22 protein-coding genes are annotated in these 17,193 nt (G+C 46.5%); 8 read left to right on the top strand and 14 right to left on the bottom strand.

The features are described 5' to 3' along the window. Nucleotides 1–58 precede the first annotated feature (58 nt). Complete coding sequence (locus tag LPQ35_RS00330) at nt 59–904, top strand: CBS domain-containing protein (RefSeq protein ID WP_193806782.1); 846 nt, start codon at nt 59–61, stop codon at nt 902–904. Nucleotides 905–909: 5 nt separating this feature from the next. Here LPQ35_RS00330 and tmk read toward each other — a convergent pair whose 3' ends face one another. Next, a complete protein-coding gene (gene tmk / locus LPQ35_RS00325) occupies nt 910–1,524 on the bottom strand; it encodes a dTMP kinase (protein ID WP_193806785.1) in 615 nt (204 codons plus the stop codon). An 80-nt stretch (nt 1,525–1,604) separates the two neighbouring features. On the opposite strand from tmk, the gene LPQ35_RS00320 reads away from it, so the two are divergent. Further along, a complete protein-coding gene (locus LPQ35_RS00320) occupies nt 1,605–2,153 on the top strand; it encodes a class II aldolase/adducin family protein (protein WP_193806787.1) in 549 nt (182 codons plus the stop codon). Here LPQ35_RS00320 and LPQ35_RS00315 read toward each other — a convergent pair. Continuing rightward, nucleotides 2,122–2,289: a hypothetical protein gene (locus tag LPQ35_RS00315; protein ID WP_193806790.1), complete on the bottom strand. Its 168-nt coding sequence runs from the start codon at nt 2,287–2,289 to the stop codon at nt 2,122–2,124. The two genes, LPQ35_RS00320 and LPQ35_RS00315, sit on opposite strands and share 32 nt — an antisense overlap. A gap of 35 nt (nt 2,290–2,324) precedes the next feature. On the opposite strand from LPQ35_RS00315, the gene LPQ35_RS00310 reads away from it, so the two are divergent. Further along, the gene (locus LPQ35_RS00310) at nt 2,325–2,657 is read left to right on the top strand and encodes a hypothetical protein (RefSeq protein ID WP_193806792.1); all 333 of its coding nucleotides are present in this window, start codon (nt 2,325–2,327) and stop codon (nt 2,655–2,657) included. Here LPQ35_RS00310 and LPQ35_RS00305 read toward each other — a convergent pair. The 12 genes from LPQ35_RS00305 to LPQ35_RS00250 form a co-directional block, all read right to left on the bottom strand. Next, nucleotides 2,625–2,972 (bottom strand): prefoldin subunit beta, encoded by a 348-nt coding sequence (locus LPQ35_RS00305; RefSeq protein ID WP_193806794.1) that lies wholly within the window; start codon nt 2,970–2,972, stop codon nt 2,625–2,627. The genes LPQ35_RS00310 and LPQ35_RS00305 overlap by 33 nt on opposite strands. Beyond that, nucleotides 2,965–3,198: a KEOPS complex subunit Pcc1 gene (locus LPQ35_RS00300; protein ID WP_193806796.1), complete on the bottom strand. Its 234-nt coding sequence runs from the start codon at nt 3,196–3,198 to the stop codon at nt 2,965–2,967. Before LPQ35_RS00300 ends, LPQ35_RS00305 begins: the two co-directional genes overlap by 8 nt. Continuing rightward, nucleotides 3,188–3,646 (bottom strand): rRNA maturation protein, encoded by a 459-nt coding sequence (locus LPQ35_RS00295; protein ID WP_203218959.1) that lies wholly within the window; start codon nt 3,644–3,646, stop codon nt 3,188–3,190. The genes LPQ35_RS00300 and LPQ35_RS00295 overlap by 11 nt, the downstream gene beginning before the upstream one ends. Beyond that, complete coding sequence (locus LPQ35_RS00290) at nt 3,643–4,497, bottom strand: universal stress protein (RefSeq protein ID WP_193806798.1); 855 nt, start codon at nt 4,495–4,497, stop codon at nt 3,643–3,645. The genes LPQ35_RS00295 and LPQ35_RS00290 overlap by 4 nt, the downstream gene beginning before the upstream one ends. 76 nt (nt 4,498–4,573) lie before the next feature. Continuing rightward, nucleotides 4,574–5,497: a manganese-dependent inorganic pyrophosphatase gene (locus LPQ35_RS00285; RefSeq protein ID WP_193806800.1), complete on the bottom strand. Its 924-nt coding sequence runs from the start codon at nt 5,495–5,497 to the stop codon at nt 4,574–4,576. Between the two features lie 48 nt (nt 5,498–5,545). Continuing rightward, nucleotides 5,546–6,211, bottom strand: coding sequence for a 2,5-diamino-6-(ribosylamino)-4(3H)-pyrimidinone 5'-phosphate reductase (locus LPQ35_RS00280; protein WP_193806802.1), 666 nt, complete (start codon nt 6,209–6,211; stop codon nt 5,546–5,548). Further along, a complete protein-coding gene (locus tag LPQ35_RS00275) occupies nt 6,208–6,882 on the bottom strand; it encodes a molybdopterin-binding protein (RefSeq protein ID WP_193806804.1) in 675 nt (224 codons plus the stop codon). The genes LPQ35_RS00280 and LPQ35_RS00275 overlap by 4 nt, the downstream gene beginning before the upstream one ends. Before the next feature lies 1 nt (nt 6,883). After that, nucleotides 6,884–7,837 carry an AAA family ATPase gene (locus LPQ35_RS00270; RefSeq protein ID WP_193806807.1) on the bottom strand — a complete coding sequence of 318 codons (954 nt, stop codon included), beginning with the start codon at nt 7,835–7,837 and terminating at the stop codon, nt 6,884–6,886. Further along, nucleotides 7,827–8,744, bottom strand: a complete 918-nt coding sequence (locus tag LPQ35_RS00265; protein WP_193806809.1) for a hypothetical protein — start codon at nt 8,742–8,744, stop codon at nt 7,827–7,829. The genes LPQ35_RS00270 and LPQ35_RS00265 overlap by 11 nt, the downstream gene beginning before the upstream one ends. Further along, nucleotides 8,741–11,215, bottom strand: coding sequence for a transglutaminase domain-containing protein (locus LPQ35_RS00260; RefSeq protein ID WP_193806812.1), 2,475 nt, complete (start codon nt 11,213–11,215; stop codon nt 8,741–8,743). The genes LPQ35_RS00265 and LPQ35_RS00260 overlap by 4 nt, the downstream gene beginning before the upstream one ends. Further along, a complete protein-coding gene (locus tag LPQ35_RS00255) occupies nt 11,212–11,796 on the bottom strand; it encodes a hypothetical protein (RefSeq protein ID WP_193806814.1) in 585 nt (194 codons plus the stop codon). The genes LPQ35_RS00260 and LPQ35_RS00255 overlap by 4 nt, the downstream gene beginning before the upstream one ends. Next, nucleotides 11,793–12,935 carry a DUF58 domain-containing protein gene (locus LPQ35_RS00250; RefSeq protein ID WP_193806816.1) on the bottom strand — a complete coding sequence of 381 codons (1,143 nt, stop codon included), beginning with the start codon at nt 12,933–12,935 and terminating at the stop codon, nt 11,793–11,795. The genes LPQ35_RS00255 and LPQ35_RS00250 overlap by 4 nt, the downstream gene beginning before the upstream one ends. 171 nt (nt 12,936–13,106) lie before the next feature. Here LPQ35_RS00250 and LPQ35_RS00245 point away from each other — a divergent pair, with 171 nt between their 5' ends. The 5 genes from LPQ35_RS00245 to LPQ35_RS00225 are packed head-to-tail and all read left to right on the top strand — an operon-like array spanning nt 13,107 to nt 17,165. After that, nucleotides 13,107–14,420, top strand: a complete 1,314-nt coding sequence (locus tag LPQ35_RS00245) for a phospholipase D-like domain-containing protein (protein ID WP_193806818.1) — start codon at nt 13,107–13,109, stop codon at nt 14,418–14,420. Beyond that, a complete protein-coding gene (locus tag LPQ35_RS00240; RefSeq protein ID WP_193806820.1) occupies nt 14,417–15,364 on the top strand; it encodes a methionine synthase in 948 nt (315 codons plus the stop codon). The genes LPQ35_RS00245 and LPQ35_RS00240 overlap by 4 nt, the downstream gene beginning before the upstream one ends. Further along, a complete protein-coding gene (locus tag LPQ35_RS00235; RefSeq protein ID WP_193806822.1) occupies nt 15,361–15,987 on the top strand; it encodes an NAAT family transporter in 627 nt (208 codons plus the stop codon). The genes LPQ35_RS00240 and LPQ35_RS00235 overlap by 4 nt, the downstream gene beginning before the upstream one ends. Beyond that, nucleotides 15,984–16,727, top strand: coding sequence for a phosphotransacetylase (locus LPQ35_RS00230; RefSeq protein WP_193806824.1), 744 nt, complete (start codon nt 15,984–15,986; stop codon nt 16,725–16,727). The genes LPQ35_RS00235 and LPQ35_RS00230 overlap by 4 nt, the downstream gene beginning before the upstream one ends. Beyond that, the gene (locus LPQ35_RS00225) at nt 16,728–17,165 is read left to right on the top strand and encodes an NUDIX domain-containing protein (RefSeq protein WP_193806826.1); all 438 of its coding nucleotides are present in this window, start codon (nt 16,728–16,730) and stop codon (nt 17,163–17,165) included. It abuts the gene before it with no gap. Nucleotides 17,166–17,193 lie beyond the last annotated feature (28 nt).

Below are 17,193 nucleotides of genomic sequence, written 5' to 3'. Positions count from 1 at the left end.
GAACAACCATTTTTTGAGTAAAATATATATTGATGATGCAACTCCAGCAATAACTGTCATGAAGGCGAAGGAAATTATGAACCCGGATGTGATCTACGAAGAACTGCCCTCAACAAGGGAAAGTGTCCTCGAACTCTTTAAAAAATACGGCATTTCAGCCGTGCCTGTGCTCAAGGACGGAAAGCTTGCCGGGATTGTTACACGGAAGGACATCCTGAGAAAAATAGATGAGGATCAGCTCGCTCTGTTAATGACTCCTGATCCGACATACATCTCACCTGATGTTGATATTAAGGAGGTTATACACATTCTGAATACAACACATTTCCGGAGGTTGCCAGTGGTCGATGGTGACGAACTTGTTGGAATCATCACGGTCAGAGATATTGTCAAGGTTCTCGCCGAGAGGAATGTGGAGATACCGATCAAGGAGTACGTAAGAAACTCGACAGCGTCTGTCTGGGAGGAGACCCCGCTAAATGTGGCTGGAGAAATGATGAGAATTGCCAATGCAGAGGCGTGCCCGGTACTCGACAGCGACGCAAAGGTTGTCGGTATCATAGATGAAAAAATCCTGCTCACCGAGTCTCTGATTGAGGACTTCATAGAATCGAGGGAGTATGCATCTTCAAGTGATAGCGACGATAACTGGGCATGGGAGGGCATAAGGGATTACTCGGTCAAGTACTTTGAGGTGAGCGTTCTGAAGCTCCCCAAGGATCCTGTGAAGAAGTTCATGAAAACGCCCGTATTTGCGAATCCTCAGACCAGCGTGTCTAAGGTTGCAAAAGAGATGATCAGTAACGATCTGGACTACCTGCCGGTTCTCGATTTCAACGAAAGGTTTGTCGGAATGATTTCCGACAAGGATCTGCTGGGAGCGTTTGAGCAGGTTGAAATATAACTTTTTTATTTTCTCATTGCCATTTCAAAGAACGAACCCCTTGATGATATGAGCTCCATCACAAGCTGGTACACTTCACCTTTCACGTGATCCAGAGGCTGGCTGGCATCAACCACCCTGATCTCATCAGACTTTATGCTGAGAAACAGCTCTCTCACTCTCTCAAGATACTCCGCATCCTCGAAGGGTGTAATCTTCTGCCTTTTCTGAATTCTTTTAAGTGCAATGTCTGGATGAACGTCGAGCAGTATGGTGAGGTCTGGTTTTGGTGCAATTTCTTCATTTTTTCTCAGGATTTCCTGTGGATCTATTCCGAGAGCGCCCTGATATGCCACGTTTGAGTAGTAGTACCTGTCCATGATAACACATATCCCAGCATTAACCCTTGGAAGTATGTTTTTGTTCACGTCCTCGATTCTGTCAAGAATGAACAGTTCAAGTTCCTTTTCCGGAGAAAATCTGCTCTCGGAGTCTTTTATCATCTTTCCGTAAACGCTATCACCCGGTTCCTTGAGAACCTCAGCTCTGAACCCGAAATCCTCAAGAATTTCTTTTATGTGTTTTGCGATTGTGGTTTTGCCTGCACCATCTATTCCCTCGACAGCAATGAGAAAACCCATGTTCCTGAATCTGTCTCCTAAATAAAACTGTTTTCCTGCAACCCACAACGGTTTTAATACATCAGTTTCATTGAGTTAATGTGATTGATGAGGCGATCAGGATCGGTAAAAAACTTGCAGAACAGCATCTGATTGATGGATCGAGCGGAAACCTGAGTTTTGTTGATGGCGAGGGAATAGTTATCACAAAAAGCGGAGCAATTCTCGATGAACTCACTCCTGATGATTTCGTCAGAGTGGACTTCAGGGGCACGGACAGAAGTGCTTCATCAGACCTTGAGGTTCACAGGAAGGTGTATGAAAAAACAAACTTTCGGGCAGTTCTGCACTGTCACGGCTCTTACAACGTCGCTCTTTCTCTACTTGAAGATGGAATGACCCCTGTAGACCTGGAGGGCAGGATGTTTTTGAAGGAGATCAGATTCATCGAGGGAAAATTTGGGACGGAAAGGTATGCGGAGCTCATCTCTGATGAAATACGCAAGAATGGATTTGCTGCTGTGAAGGGCCACGGGATCTATGCTGCGGGCAAGTCTTTCATGGACGCATTCAAACTGGCGAGCTTTGTGGAACACTCCTGCAAGGTTTACTATCTTGTCAGAGTTTACTCCCTTCTCTATAGGCAGTGACTGAGAGGTAAAGTCCAAGAGCGATTCCAACCATCGTTAGGAGTGGCTGGTTTATTATCAGGGCAAAGATAGAGATGAATATGAGCAGTATCCCTCCCAGGAATTTGACAATCAAACGGGCGTAGTACTCCTCCACAATTATTTTTAACCGGCGCCGTACTTTTAACTGTTATGGATCTGCTCAAACTTCTGAGAACAGCAAAGTCATTTGAGGACAGTCCCGCAGAGCTTCAGTCCGAACTGAAGGCGTTGTGTGAGAACGTCATATCGGTTGGAGATGATCTGTCATTTGTGGTACGATTTGAGAATGAGCTGAACATCAATGAAAGCCTGGTGGGCGAGTTCGGGGGAAGGAAAAAGAAACTCTATCCATTTAGAAACGCCTGGTTTTTTGATAAGGGCTACATTGCCTGGGATGGGAGGTTTCTGCGTGTGAGCAGAGATATTGATGAAAAAATACTTGAAAAAATATTAGCCAGCCTGAACGCCGAGAGCAGACCTTAGCTTTTCCTGCAGTTCTGTCAGCCTGTCTCTCAGCTTTCCTTCCTGCCTTTCGAGCATGTTCCTTCTAACTTCGTAGGTTTCTATCTTTTCCTGAAGGTCCTTTTCGATCTCTTCTTTTTTGAGCTTGACAAGAACGTTTCCTACTGCCCTGTATGCCACATCTGACTCGGACTTCTGCAGTTCGTCAAGTGCATCTTTCGCTTCCTTGATCAACCCTTCAAGCTGAGCCTTCTGTGAGATTATCAGCTGTAGCTGCTGCTGAACCTGCTGAAGCTGTCCTGCCAGGTTCTGAACCTGAGGAGGTAATTCACCCATTTTCTATCACCTCTAATGTACCGATACAGGCTCTAATCAACCTCAAATACGAGTTGACACTCGCTCTCAGAGCGGTGAGGTCATCGGCTATTATCTCAATTACGAATTTTTCATCGGTTAAATAAACTTTCGCTCTGCTCCTTCTATCTTCTGGCTTCTCAACAAATATCTCTTTCAGGATTTCGAGCCAGTCCTTTTTTCCGGAGATCTCGATTTCAGCCCTCATAGACACCGAGGAGTTTTACAGTAAGTACTTCCTTACCATCAAATGTAAAGACCAGTTTCCCGTCTTTTCTGACATATACTATTTTTCTCAGATTCAGTTTTCTGGCGAGCTTCTCTCCGGCATCTATCTTTGGCATGGCTCCGAGTATTACCGGGTCGAAGGGGGGTCTGCCTGCAAAGTATACCGGACTGTCGTCCATTTTTTCCTTCTTTATTGTTCCCACGTTAATCCTCATCGTCACTGATTTTTTGTCCCCTGTGTACAGATCCAGGAAAGCCGGGTTGCCCTTTATCTCTCTTATGAGCACAATCCTGTCCGATTTTTCGAACAGGTCCTCCATGCTGAGCTTACCTCTCTGCAGGTAGTACCAGTTCATGTACCTTGAGATGACCTTTGCAAAGCTCCGGGTTCTCTGAGATGGGTCCCTTGAGGTTGTGAGGGTTATCATTGCTTGTAAACAAATACCGGTACTTTACTCCTCCTCACGACATTGTCAGCAGTGCCACCAAGCAGAGATTTGATCAGGCCCTTTCCTGTGCTGGAGATGGCAACGAGCGAGGCAAGTTTTTCGTCTACCAGTCTTGCAATTTCCTTGTACGGAGTTCCGCTTTCAATGAACAGGTCTGACGAAACTCCAGCGTCCTCAAATTCTCTTTTGATGCTTTCAAGTTTTTCTATTTGATCGTCGGACAGCTCTTCGCCCTTCTCGATAACGTGCACTATCATAACCTCATCAGACCCGCCTTTTTCTGCAAATATCTTCACGTAGTCTTTGAGCCTGTCTGATTGCTCGGAAAAGTCGTAGGCAAACAGTATCCTGCTGAAAAGCCTGTCAAACTCCTTTCTGATATCTCCATTATTCTGGGCGGTCAGTTTCACGACGAGAACAGGTTTCTTGCTCCTCCTCACGACGCCTTCAGAGACGCTGCCGAGAAGAACCCCTGCGAGCAGGCTTTTTCCGTGAGAGGGAATTACTACTGCATCCACGCCCTTTTCCTCAGCGACATCACATATTGTGGATGATGGTTCACCCATTCTTATGTCATCTATAATTGCTTTCACACCCGTTTTTTCTATAAGTTCGGCGAACTTTCTGAGGTTCTGGTTGCTCTCTTCCTCGTAATCGTGTATTACAGCGGGAATGTCGATTCCGGAAACAGGACCGATGAGCCTGTTCAGGTCTATGACATGCGTTATTATTACCTCTTCAAGCCCCACAGATTTGAGGTCTTCGAAAACACAAATACCTTCTTCACTTGCTTTTGAGAAATCTGTCGGGAACAGGACTCTTTTTATCATGCTAATAAGTAGTGCAGCACCTTCTTAAAATTTTTTTCGACGTTATTCATCTCCGATTGTGAAAAAAAGGGAATAATCAGCCAGCAGAGTATGCGCTTTCGAGTGGTGGAACAATCTCTTTCTTTCTGCTCATGACCTTGTCCAGCCAGACCCTGCTGTTTTCGAGCTTCTTGCCGAACGCTCTCTCCACGACTTTTTCGTCGTCCACGATGGCGAGGAGCAGGGTACCTTCCCTGATTATGTCCGTGAGCATGAGGTACATCCCGCTGTAGTTGCCTTCCTCCTTTATCTCCGCCATCTTCTGGAGAAGCTCGTCTATCCTCTCCTCTATCAGCTTGAGGTCCACGAGCTCTATCTGTCCTATCCCCACCTTCTTTCCAGACATGTTGAAATCCTTGAAGTCTCTCGTTATTATCTCCTCAGCGGTAAGCTTCTCAACATCTGAGAGCTTGGACTTCACCTGAATGCCGAACGTGTTCAGGTCCTCAATTCCGGCAATCTTTGCCAGCTCCTCAGCTGCGTTTATGTCCTTATCAGTTGTCGTCGGTGATTTGAAAATCACCGTATCGCTGAGGATGGCTGAGAGTAGAATTCCTGCAATTTCCTTGCTGATCTCCACGTTGTAATAGTCATAAAGTGTCTTTACAACCGTCGCTGTGGAGCCTACAGGCATTGCGAGGAAGAATATCGGGTTTGGAGTGGTCACATCTCCAATCTTGTGATGGTCTATTATTTCGACAATTTCAGCTTTGTCTAAATTCTCGACACACTGGGAAACATCGCTGTGATCAACGAGAATCAGCTTCTTATCTGTGCCATCTGTAACAAGTTCCGGCACATCGAAACCAAACTTTTCCAGCACGAATGCAGTTTCGGGGTTAATTTCTCCATTTCTGGCAGCTTTTACGTCAACGCCAAGCTTTTTCTTAAGCTCTGCATAAGCGATAGCTGAGCATATACTGTCTGTGTCCGGATTCTTATGTCCGATAACATATATCATGCTACTTGCTTGCACTCATCATCTTAAAAAAATTTTCCAGAATTTCAGCTATCTCAAACTCCACACGACAGCAACGCCATTGCCGAGAATCTCGCAGCTTTTTATTTTGAACTTTACAGGCACATCAAAAGATTTTCCTGACACAAGGGTGGGGGCTTTGGCACCACCAATAACAATTCCGGAATAGAAAACTCTGATTTCGTCCACAAGACCCTCTTTGATGAATGTGTAATTTATCTCACTTCCGCCCTCTACCATCAGTTTTCTAATGCCTGCGTCCCACAGGTACTCCATCAGGGCTTTCAGATCCACTCTGTTCTTTCCTGCGACTACTATTTCGGCCTTCTCCTTTAGCTTCTCTATTCTCTCTCCCTCAGCTCTCTCTGAAACTGCAATCACCGTCCTGGCATCACTGTTAAGCACCTGGGCATTGAGAGGTGTTCTGGCCAGGCTGTCTGCCACTACTCTAACCGGATTTGGCGGTAACCCCTGTCTGACCCTCTCTTCTCTCAGATCAGGGTTTTTCACCGTCAGTTTGGGATCATCAGAGAGAACGGTTCCAATTCCAACGAGAATTGCATCACTCTCTGCCCTCAGTTTATCAACCACTGCAAAGTCTTCGGGGCTTGAAATCTTCACCTGTTCTCTTCTCTCGTTGCTTATCTTTCCATCAAGACTCACTGCAGAATTTATGAAAACAAACGGTCTCCTCATAGCAGGCTCTCAAGATATTTCTTTGCCTCTGCAACCTTTGATGGATCCCTTCCTGAGAACTTTACAAGCACGTATCCTGGTTTTGGATACGACCCTATCTCAACTTCGGGGAACTTTTCAACGACTTTATGGAGCTGGTTCACTATGTTCTCCTCGTACCCATCGATTCTCAGGTAATCTACATGATAATCCTCCTTGGAGAACCTCTTGACGATCTTTCCGAACGTATCCCTCATCTCGTTTGGCACACCGGGCAGTGCGGCAACCTTGTCAATCACAAATGCCGGAACAACACCAACACTGTTCTCTATTATCTCTGCACCCATCGGTACCTGAGAGACCTTGTTTATGACCTCTCTCTTGTCCGTCCATCTTTTCACGAATCTCTCCACCTCATCGCTGTGAATGAGCCTTCTCTCGATTGCCCTCGCAATCCCTTCGGCGGTAACGTCGTCGTGCGTGGCTCCGAGACCTCCGGTTACGAAGACAAAATCGTATCTGAGCAACCTTTTCAGCTCTTCAGCAATATCCTCGACCCTGTCCGGAACCGTAACTATTCTCTCAACCCTGTGCCCCATCATGGTGAGCTTTTTGGCAATGTAATTTGCGTTACTTTCCTGAACCTCTCCACTCAGTATTTCATTTCCAACGACCAAGATGGCAAATTTCATTTCATTCACCTTTTGGAACCTTCACACTGTTAAGCACATCCTCCACGATCCTCTCCTGATTTTCTCCCTCTATTTCGTATTCTATTTTAAGCATTATTCTGTGGGCAAGGCAGTCAACTGCAACGCTCTTAACGTCATCCGGAATTACATAGTTCCTGCCATCCATCAGTGCCAGAGACCTTGCCATTTTCAGCAGAGCGAGACCTCCTCTCGGACTCGATCCAATCTCTACCATTTCGTGACTCCTGGTTGCTCTGACGATTTCGGATATATATTTAAGTATTTTCTCATCTACAAAAACGTTTTCAGTCATCATCTGCATCTCTCTGAATTCCTGCAAACTCACTGCGGGCTTTACAAGCTCAATCGGATCATCCATCTTCCATGAAATCCTCCTTCTGAGAATTTCCATTTCGTCATCGACACTTTCGGGATATCCAGGCTTCAGCCTGATCAGAAATCTGTCAATCTGTGCTTCGGGCAGCGGGTAGGTACCTTCCTGTTCCACGGGGTTCTGGGTTGCAAGAACAAAAAATGGTTCGGGCAGCCTCAATGTCTCACCCTCTATTGTAACCTGCCTCTCCTCCATTGCCTCAAGCAGAGCTGACTGTGTTTTTGGTGGACTTCTGTTGATCTCGTCGGCAAGCAGAACATGTGTGAATATTGGCCCCCTTTGCAGCACAAATCTCCCGTCTCTCAGTATCTTGGTTCCGGTAATGTCTGAGGGGAGCAAATCTGGAGTGAACTGGATTCTCCTGTAGTCCGCTCCGATGGCTCTGGCGAAAACCTTTGCAAGGAGAGTCTTTCCGAGTCCCGGAAAATCTTCGAAAAGAACATTCCCGTTTGAAAGTGCTGCTGCAAGAACTCTCCTTATCACGTCTTTCTTTCCCACAAAATATTCTGAAACGACTTCCAGAATCTCTTCAGACTTTTTAACAAAGACTTCAGTCTCCATACTCTCCACCAGCCTCTTTCATTTTGTTTTTAATACTTTCAAGCTTTTTAAGCCTCCTTTTCTTTTTCCTTGATTGAATTATTGCCTTTTCAAAGCCAAATGCATATTTTGGTGTTTTTTCAGGATCGATCAGGTCACGCAACACCTGTTCGGCTTTGAGAGGTGAAACTCCTGCCTTACCGAATGTATGTGAAATCAGGACGGCGAGAGGTAGAGGATCTCCGTTCTCCAGATATTCCTTTTCTGCTCTCTCTGCCAGCGTTTCGAAGTCCATCTGGTCGTGCTCTTCTGCCTCTTCTTCAATTTCAAATCTGAGTCTTCCTGCAAGGTAGTAAATGGCTCCTGCGACTATCAGCCAGTCTCCAAGGCTCTTTAACCCCGGAGCAAGTATCGGACGAAGCTCTGTGTAGTATATGCCTGCAAGCCCTGCAATAAACCCTATTGCAAACCTCTGAGACACAAGAAATTCGAATTTTTCTGAAAAGAGACTGAGAATGGACGTTACTGCCAGAAAGCCCACTATTGCTGCCAGCATAAATCTGTACCTGTACACCGGAACGGATTCGGGGATGAATATAAGCGATGCTGCGATTAATGCTATGCCTGCTGAGGAGATGTATGCACCCCAGCGGTATCTTGCCGGAAATGCGGTAAGTGCAAGTCCGGTTGAAAACAGGATTGTGAAGCTATCGGAGCCGGTGATTAAGAACTCCCCACTCTGGGTGAAAAAGTAATATGATGCTGCAAACGCCAAAGGAACCCTCGCAATCTCAAGCCTTCCAATTCTGCTGAAAATCTCATACATGGTCAGAAGCCCGGTCAGGATTATGGCCGGCATGTAATCTCCAGTCTGAATGTATTTCACAGCCATCAGGACTATGCCTGCCCCTCCGATGACCCATCTCATTTCAAACTCCTCCTCAGTTCAGTATAGATCTCAAACGCCTCAACAAACTCCTGCCTTGAATACTGCCTTTTTCCGGCATATTCGTAGAGTTCAAACAGTCTGAGAAACTTCTCTCTTTTTTCAGATTTTACAAGTATCATGATCTCTCTCGCCGTTAAATTTTCGGGATCGACACCTTTCCTTCGTATCTCGTTTTCGAACATTCTGTAAACCTCTTCAACACCTTTACCGTAATCTTCCACTATCAGGACTGCAACTTTCGTTTTTTTCCTCACTCTTCCGTCTTTAATTGCGCTGACGGTAATCTCCTTCGGCCCCGGTGAATCGAAGGCAATCCTGTTACTCAGGATTCGGCTATCGGAGGTTATGGTATATGGAAGGTTTGATCTGACAGAGACTTCTATCTCTTCACCAACTCCCCATATATCAGGAAGTTCGGGATACTCCTTTTCCAGCTTCACCTCAAGTCTCGGATGGAAGCGGTAATAGTAAACGTAAATGGCAGGAGCCAGCAAAACTGGTGGAATCAGGTACATGAACACATTTGCCTGCGAATACTCGATTTCCGCCGGAAAGTGATACCGGTCTCCGGGATACTTTATTTTTGCCCTTCCGTCTGTTTTCTCAGCAACAGCAACACCGTTTCTGAGTTCAACGGGCACGTCGTTGACAAATACGGTGCCGTTGAGTCTGCTGCCAAACGAATCCGAAACCCTTATCTCAAGATAACCGTTTTTTTCCTCTGCCTTGATGATAGTTCTGGCCTTGGCAGATAGCGTAACGCTGGTTTCAAGCCCACCAGCCCTGAAATTGAGCGTGTATGGCCCGGGAGATTCGGGTTTCAGAGTGAGATTCAGCGTTCCGTTAATTCTGTAGACCTCACCGTTTACCTCAATTAGCCCCTCGTAAGGCTCCTCGTTAAAGTTAACGTGGATGGCTACCGTGTTGCCCTCTCCCGCAGTGATTTCTGGAGGTTCGGCCACAATTTTCAGAGTGCCTGCACGAACGTGTTTTTCCAGGCTGGCTTCAGCACACAAGCCCTGTCGGGGGAACAAAACTCTTATTTCGTGTTCACCTTCCGGTAATTTGACGGGGATCGAAAACGAACCGTTCTTTTCAGTTAAAATGGTTTTTTCGACCCCGTCTACATAGATTATCACCTGGCTTTCGTTCTGGCTCGCACTGCACGTTACGCTGCCTTTCAGCAGAAACTCTGTCGGGACAGGATCGTTCAGATTGATCAATATTTCGGTTTTTTCGTAAACAACAACTTCAGGATCGCTCCAGGAGTCAGAGTAGAGGAGACTGCCTGTATAGTGGGCAACTATGCTGAACCTGCCGGTCTCGTTGACCACCTTCGAAAGGCTGAAGCTACCATTGGTGATGCGGGAAATGCCGATAAGTTCTCCGGAACTCGAGTTCTTGTCTTTCTTCAGATAAATCTCCACATACCCGCTTTCAACGGCTCTACCATCCATCAGCTTCACAGTCCCGGTTACGTTTAAAGGCTGACCAGCTATGATTTCGCTGCTCCATGATGTGATTGAAGTCTCTGTGGGGATTCTCAGCCTGTAGGGTGGCGTCGGGTCAAACTCAATCCACCTGTCTCCTATCCTGACTTCAGCCCACATGTGTGCCTGGCAGGAATAAACGACCTGTTCGCCGGATGCTGGCTTTGCGAGGTATCCAAAAACTGCCCTTGCGGGCAGATCAACTGCGGTTGCAAGAGCCACAAATGCTGAGGCAAAGTGAACGCATATTCCCTTTTTTTCAACGAATAGAAAATCGTAAATCATGTCACCGCTGTCGTTGAAGTAAGGAGAATACTCGTAAGAGGATTTCAGATATTCCTCAATCAATCTGGCTTTTTCATAATCGTCTGTGGCATTTTTTGTGATTTCCTCGGCAAGACTTTTTATTCTCGCAAATTCTTCCTGATCGAGATCAATCTTTGCGAGTGCAGCATTCTCGTATGTTTTCAGGTCTGAAACGTATACTCCGTAAAATCTGGTTACGTTGCCCTCCACGTTGAAGACCCCTGCCGATCTGTTGTATCCTGACGGGAGCGAAATCGATACCGTGTCTTTCGGCACAGGGACTGTTTGCAGGGTTGCGAGAGGAGTTACTGAAAAGATTTTACCCAGTTCCACCCCCTGACTGTCGGAATAACTTAGATCCTCCATGATCCACCTGCCGCCCCTGTATTCCGAGCTGACACCCGTTCTGAGATGTGTGTGTTCTGCGTCCAGCCCTGAGATGGTGAAAATGGGCATGCAGACCGGGTTGTTTGTGTTTGCTACGCTCACCTCGTCCTGACTGACGGGATACTGGTTCTCCGGACCGCTGGATGTGAACACTCCTTCCCCAATGAGGCCTGGTAAACCCGTGTTGCTGAAGTCCAGTGATCTCAGAAACGATCCGAGAATCACAATCCCCAGTATCACTGCAACTGCCATTGCCTGACTCTTCACTTCCACCACCACATTGCCCACAGTGCCATCAGAATTGCAAAGGCTGCAATGAGTGCCTGCATGAACCCTGCATCCAGACTGGGAATGCTGCTGAGGAGCCGGTAATAACCTGCCAGAATTATGAGAACGAGCGTGAACGTCGGTAAATAGCTGTAACCTGTTCCATGATCTCTTTCAGACACCCTGTGATTTTCCAACCCTTCTGCAAACACCGAGACTATAAATGCGGAAAATATGGTATATGCGATTTCCATTGAAAATGGAAAGTTCAGCAAACCTGCTATTTCCTTTGAAATATCTCTGAAACCGAGGTAGTATATGCTATCCAGGATACCCTCAAAAAGCTCGAATCCTGTTGCCGATGGTAGAATGGTGAGCATTAAGAGAACTGTGAGGTATGGAGTGCTGAAAACAGACCTGTTGCTCAGATATGCGATTACCGGTATTGCGACAATGGTATATACCGCAACATCAGGGACAAACATCCTTACGAACCCGTAAAGGGGCGTTTGTACGAAATGATTGACTGATATGAGCCCGGATGCAACTGCAAGTGTGAGGGCAAGGTATCTGTAGTTCATACCACCACCAGCCTGTTCTCTGGCTCAGCACCTGATTTGATTTTTTCTTTCGTAATGCAGCCCATGATCAGTCCGGCAATCTCGTTTTCAGGCTGTCTGCCCCGACACATTACAATCCTGAATGCAAGCCCTGCCCTGATCAGCTCCCTTCTGATTTCCAGGCCATCGAATGGTGATGTGATGTAAATGATGTGCGGCTGGTAATACAGCATCAGCTTTTTTGTCTCGGAGAATGTATTTAATACAGATTTTCCTGAAAACCCGGCATTGCTGAGTTCTTTGAGAATTCTCGTAAACTGTTTTCTTCCGTAATCTGGATAAACGGTTTTTCCAGAACCGGTCAGGGTCAGAGCGACCTTGTGTCCTCTTTTCGTGTAGAAGTATGCCAGTGAGGCGGCGAGTGTTAGGGCGCTGTCCAGGTATGTGCTGTCGGAGTATGTGTCTTCTGTTGTGTTTATCAGAAGCCAGATCGTTCTTTTACCCTCCACCTCGAAGTCATTGACGAGAACCTCACCCTTTCTTGCCGTAGCCTTCCAGTTGATGAATTTTACAGGGTCTCCAGGATGGTATAGCCTGACCTCTCTGAAATCAGTACCTGGGACACCTATCTTCGATCTGTCTATGTCCGGTATGCTGTTTTTCGTTTTCACTCTTCTGGTTCCAATTTTCCTGATTTTCTTAACTCTGACCTTGATTTCGACAAATTTTCTGAGATCGATAACATCTTCTCTTCGATTGACCAAAAACGGATTTTCGAAAACTAAGCTGAATTTTCCGAAGTTTCTCAACCCTCTTCTGGTAACCTTCCCCTTGAAGGTTAAATTGAATTTTCTGAAAAACGGGACAAATCCTCCTGTGACGGGATCAGAGTGGTTTTCACTCAAATCTTCCACATCGTATTTTATCCTCACGTATCCGAATCCAATGACTGTGAAATCCGCCCGCACGTGGAACTCATCACCAACGTAAACTGGACTTGTTAAATGAAAATTCTCCACCCTTACGAGCATCCTGGCGGGAAACAGGAAAAATATTGCAGGTATTATTGCGAGGTAGAGTATCTTGTCGGATATTATGAGGACTGATAGAAGCACCACTGCGATCAGAGACTCCATGAGTTTTTTCTCGATGGTCTGCATCTCTGCATACTTTTGAAAAAAAGCAGATAAATCTTTTGACATAACGTTGTCAGGGTTAACCGTATTCTTTAAAAGAACCGAATTTCTGATTGAATAAATCCTATATCGCTTTCCTGTCAGTCCAATTTTTACATGGTAAATATAAAATACTGGACATTTTCAATGTTATTCGTGGTAGTGGTGAAATCTCTCCGGAACATGGACTGGATTATCCTCGCCGCGGTTATTCTGGCCATGCTTGCATTTCCTGTTAAGGGCCAGAATATAACGGTGGATGCGAAAATAACCTACAAGATGATTTCAGTTGACCTTGTTGAGGACGAGTTCACTTTAAAGTTCAAGAACACAAATGAAAATCAGGTGGAGGTGCTGAATTTCGTCCTGACCATTCCCGAATCGGACATGGCCAAGGTTGTCGAGGTTAACGAGAAACCCTCTGGTTATTACAAGCTCACCCGCACTACGGATGAGAATGGGAGGAGGTATGCGGTCATAAAGATAGAAAAAACGCTGAGACCTTTTGAGGAGTACCAGATTACAATAAAGAGGGAGCTGAGAAACGCACTGGAAGCTCTGGGCGAAAACACGTACTCTTTCGGAACCTACGAATTTCCGTCGTATTTCAGGGGATTCGGGTACAATGTTGAGAGGTTCAGGATATTTCTTGACTTTCCCGATTCGCTCTTCTCGAATTACAACATTCTGACCGTCTCTTCCAACTCAAAGTTCTATTACAAATCCCTGAACAGGATTGACGGCATTGACTGGGACTTCATAAACCCGCCCGATCAGATAAGCGTCTATGTAACCTTTGAAAAGGTGCCGAATTTTTACCTCCTGAACATAATGGGTGCCTTTCTCACAGTTCTGGCATTCACCGGACTGCTTTACTACAACCTGAGGATTGAAAAAAGGTTGAAGAAGCACGATATTGTTAAGAACCCCCCGTGGAGTGGGGAGTTGCTATCCAAAATGAAGGAAATGATAAGGAATGCTGAGAAGGAAATTCTGATCACCTCTCCGCACATCTACTACACTGACTGGCTCACTGCAGAACTCCAGCCCCTGATGGGGAAGGGTGTGAAGTTCAGAATTGTGACCTGGCCCAGCTACAGGAGAGACGTTTACAAAAACATTGAGGATGTTCAGGAGGACAGGAAACAGTTTTTCACACTGAAGAGGTTCCTTGAGATGTTCCCTCCGGGAAGTGTCAAGCTCAACGACAACATTCACGCAAAAATGGTGATTGTTGACGAGAGAGAGGTCCTTGTTACGACCGCCAACCTGTCCCAGACAGGACTCTATGAGAACTATGAAATAGGTTTTTATGCCGAAAACCCGGCACTGGCAAAGAAGGCCAAGGAATTTTTCGAGGCCGTGTGGGAGTCTGAGGACTCGATATCTCTCGATCATGATACCATCGACCCCAAGGTTGCCTGGGCCCTGATCATGGACATAAAAAGCAGGAGGGAGGTGGAAAAATGATCTTCGACGAAATCGGAAGCTTTCCTCTCCCCGAGGGGATATCCCGAGACTGGGTTGAGGAAAACCTTCATTCCAGAGAGTATGCCGAGATGGTGAGGAGAGCATTTCTGATGAAGGTTAACGCCGGCGTTGACGTTCCCACATACCCCCAGTTCAGGGATATGAATCGGATGTTTCTCGATTTAATCAAGAATCCCGAGTATCAGGAGGACGTGTATCTGATCGAAAAGGAGTTTGCGAGGATAAGAGAGGTCGAGGCCTTAATGGAAATGGAAGTTGAGGGGCTGAGAGTCTGCATAACCGGACCGTTTGAGCTGTACTATCGAGAGTTCGGCTCTGTAATCTACGATGATGTTCTCGAAAAAATTTCCATTTCAGTGGGTAGATTTGTGGATAACCTTGATGAGGCTGTGGTGAGGTGCATAAGCCTCGATGAACCGAGTCTCGGAACAAATCCAGAACTGCAGCCAACCGAGGACCAGCTTGAAATTGCGTATGAAAACATAAGTTTCGGTGGAGACGTTCAGATACATCTTCACTCACCGCTCTACTATACCAAAATTCTGGGTATCGAGTCCATAAACGTGGTTGGTATTGAATCAGCAAAAGATGAGAGGGCGATGGAATTCGTCGATAGGGAGGAGCTTGAATCCGCCGGCAAGTATGTACGTGTTGGCATTGCGAGAAGTGACATTGACGGTATTGTTGCAGAATACAATGCGAGGACTGGGAGCAATGCCTGGAAGGACAGAGATGAGATACTGAAGGCGATTGATACCATCGAAAGCCCTGAGGTCATAAAGGAGCGAATCCTCAAAGCTCAGAAGCTCTTTGACGACAGACTGAAGTATATCGGACCGGACTGTGGACTTTTCAGCTTTCCGTCCCAGGAGCATGCCGTTAAGCTCCTTGAAAATATAAACAAGGCGAGAAGATCACTATGACGGACTACTTTGCGTTTTTCATAACGGCTTTTACCACGCTCTTCATCATAATCGACCCGCCCGGAAACATCCCCACATTCATGGCTCTGACGGAGGGCATGGATGCGAGGCTTGTGAAAAGAATATCCGAGAAGGCAACGCTCATCGGTGCGGTCATCCTCATAATATTCGTTTTTGCCGGCTGGGCAGTAATGGAGTTTTTCTCAATTTCGATCGAGGCTCTGAAAATAGCCGGCGGTTTGATGATGTTCATAATCTCGGTTGACATTCTCTTCGGAAGAAAGTCGAGAGAAATTTACGAGGAGAAGGGGAAGAGCAGTGCTGATATAGACTCTATTGCGGTGTTCCCGCTTGCACTTCCACTCTACAGTGGTCCGGGGGCGATTACAGCAGTTGTTGTTCTCTCTTCCGGTGTTGACCTAGTTGGCAAAATGCTGGTGGTTCTTGCGGTGATACTTGTTTATGTCATAGTCAGACTCACGCATGTCTATTCCCTCCTCCTGATGAGAGTTCTCGGCAGGAGCGGTTCGGACATAATTGCGAGAGTCATGGCAATACTTCTTGCCGCAATCAGCGTTGAGTACATTCTTGACGGCATTATAAGCAAGGTGAGCGGGTTATGATTCACCTTCACCCTTTTATCAGGGAGAAACTGGGCAGGAGAAAGAGGGTGGCTGTAGGGCTTTACCGATTTGACAGCACAAGCGAGGAGAGAATCCTGAATGCGGTTGATCTTGCATCTGAATTTGCAGATGTTGTTGTGGTGGATGAGGGCGAGGAGACGGAAAGGAAGCTGATCGAAATGCTCGAGAGGGAAAGAGTCTATTCTGCTGTCAGGGGAACTGCAAGAGCATCCTCTCTTCTGAGACTGCTCAGGAAAAGTTTCAGTCCCGTGAGGGTGGCGGTTCTTGAAGATGCTGACGGAAATCTCTTTCTGCTATCTCCTGTGGGTGTTGATGAGGGGGAAAGCGTTCGGGAAAAAGTGATGCTGGCCGGTTTTTCAAGAGAACTTGCAGAAAAGCTCGGACTGAATGCTGGCGTGGCGGTTCTTGCAGGTGGGAGGTACGGAGACCTGGGCAGGAGTGAGCGAGTTGATCGAACTCTTGCTGAAGCTGAACTGGTTGCAAAACTGGTGGGTGGCAGGAATTACGAAATAAAACTGGAGGAGGCTGTGAGAGAAGGAGTGGTTATAGCACCTGATGGCATTTCCGGAAACCTGATTTTCAGGAGCCTCTGCTATCTTGGCGGCGGAAAGGAATACGGTGCGGTGTACTTCAACATTCCGTACCGGCTGGTGGATACGAGCAGAGGTCAGACTTCTGAGGGGTTTGCCAGAGCAATAGCCCTTGCGTCGGTGATTTAAATGAGACGTTATCCTGAGCGACCGCTGGTTGGAGTTGGGGCCGTGGTTATCAGGGACGGAAAAATACTCCTCGTTAAGAGGGCGAACGAGCCGAATAAGGGCAAGTGGTCCGTGCCGGGCGGTCTTGTGAGGAAGGGCGAAAGGCTTGAAGAAGCCCTTGAGAGGGAGATATGGGAGGAGCTTGGTGTGGGTGTGGTTATTAAGGACGTTGCCTGTGTTACGGATGAAATCATACTCGACGAAAAGGGAAATGTGGAGTATCACTACGTCATAGTGGATTTCTTTGCCGAAATAACCGGGGAACCCAGAGCCATGAGTGATGCCGAGGAAGTTGCCTGGATCGGGCTTGACGATATTGAAAGCGTTGATGTGGTTGACTTTGTCAAAAAACTTGTGGCAAAAATTGAAGGGGCTGTAACCGGGACGTATTTGAGATAGCACAGTATAAATATCCGTTCAGGTCATT

The organism is Geoglobus acetivorans, from assembly GCF_039641995.1.
In the GTDB taxonomy this organism is placed as follows: domain Archaea; phylum Halobacteriota; class Archaeoglobi; order Archaeoglobales; family Archaeoglobaceae; genus Geoglobus; species Geoglobus acetivorans.
This window is presented reverse-complemented; position numbering and strand designations above follow the sequence as displayed.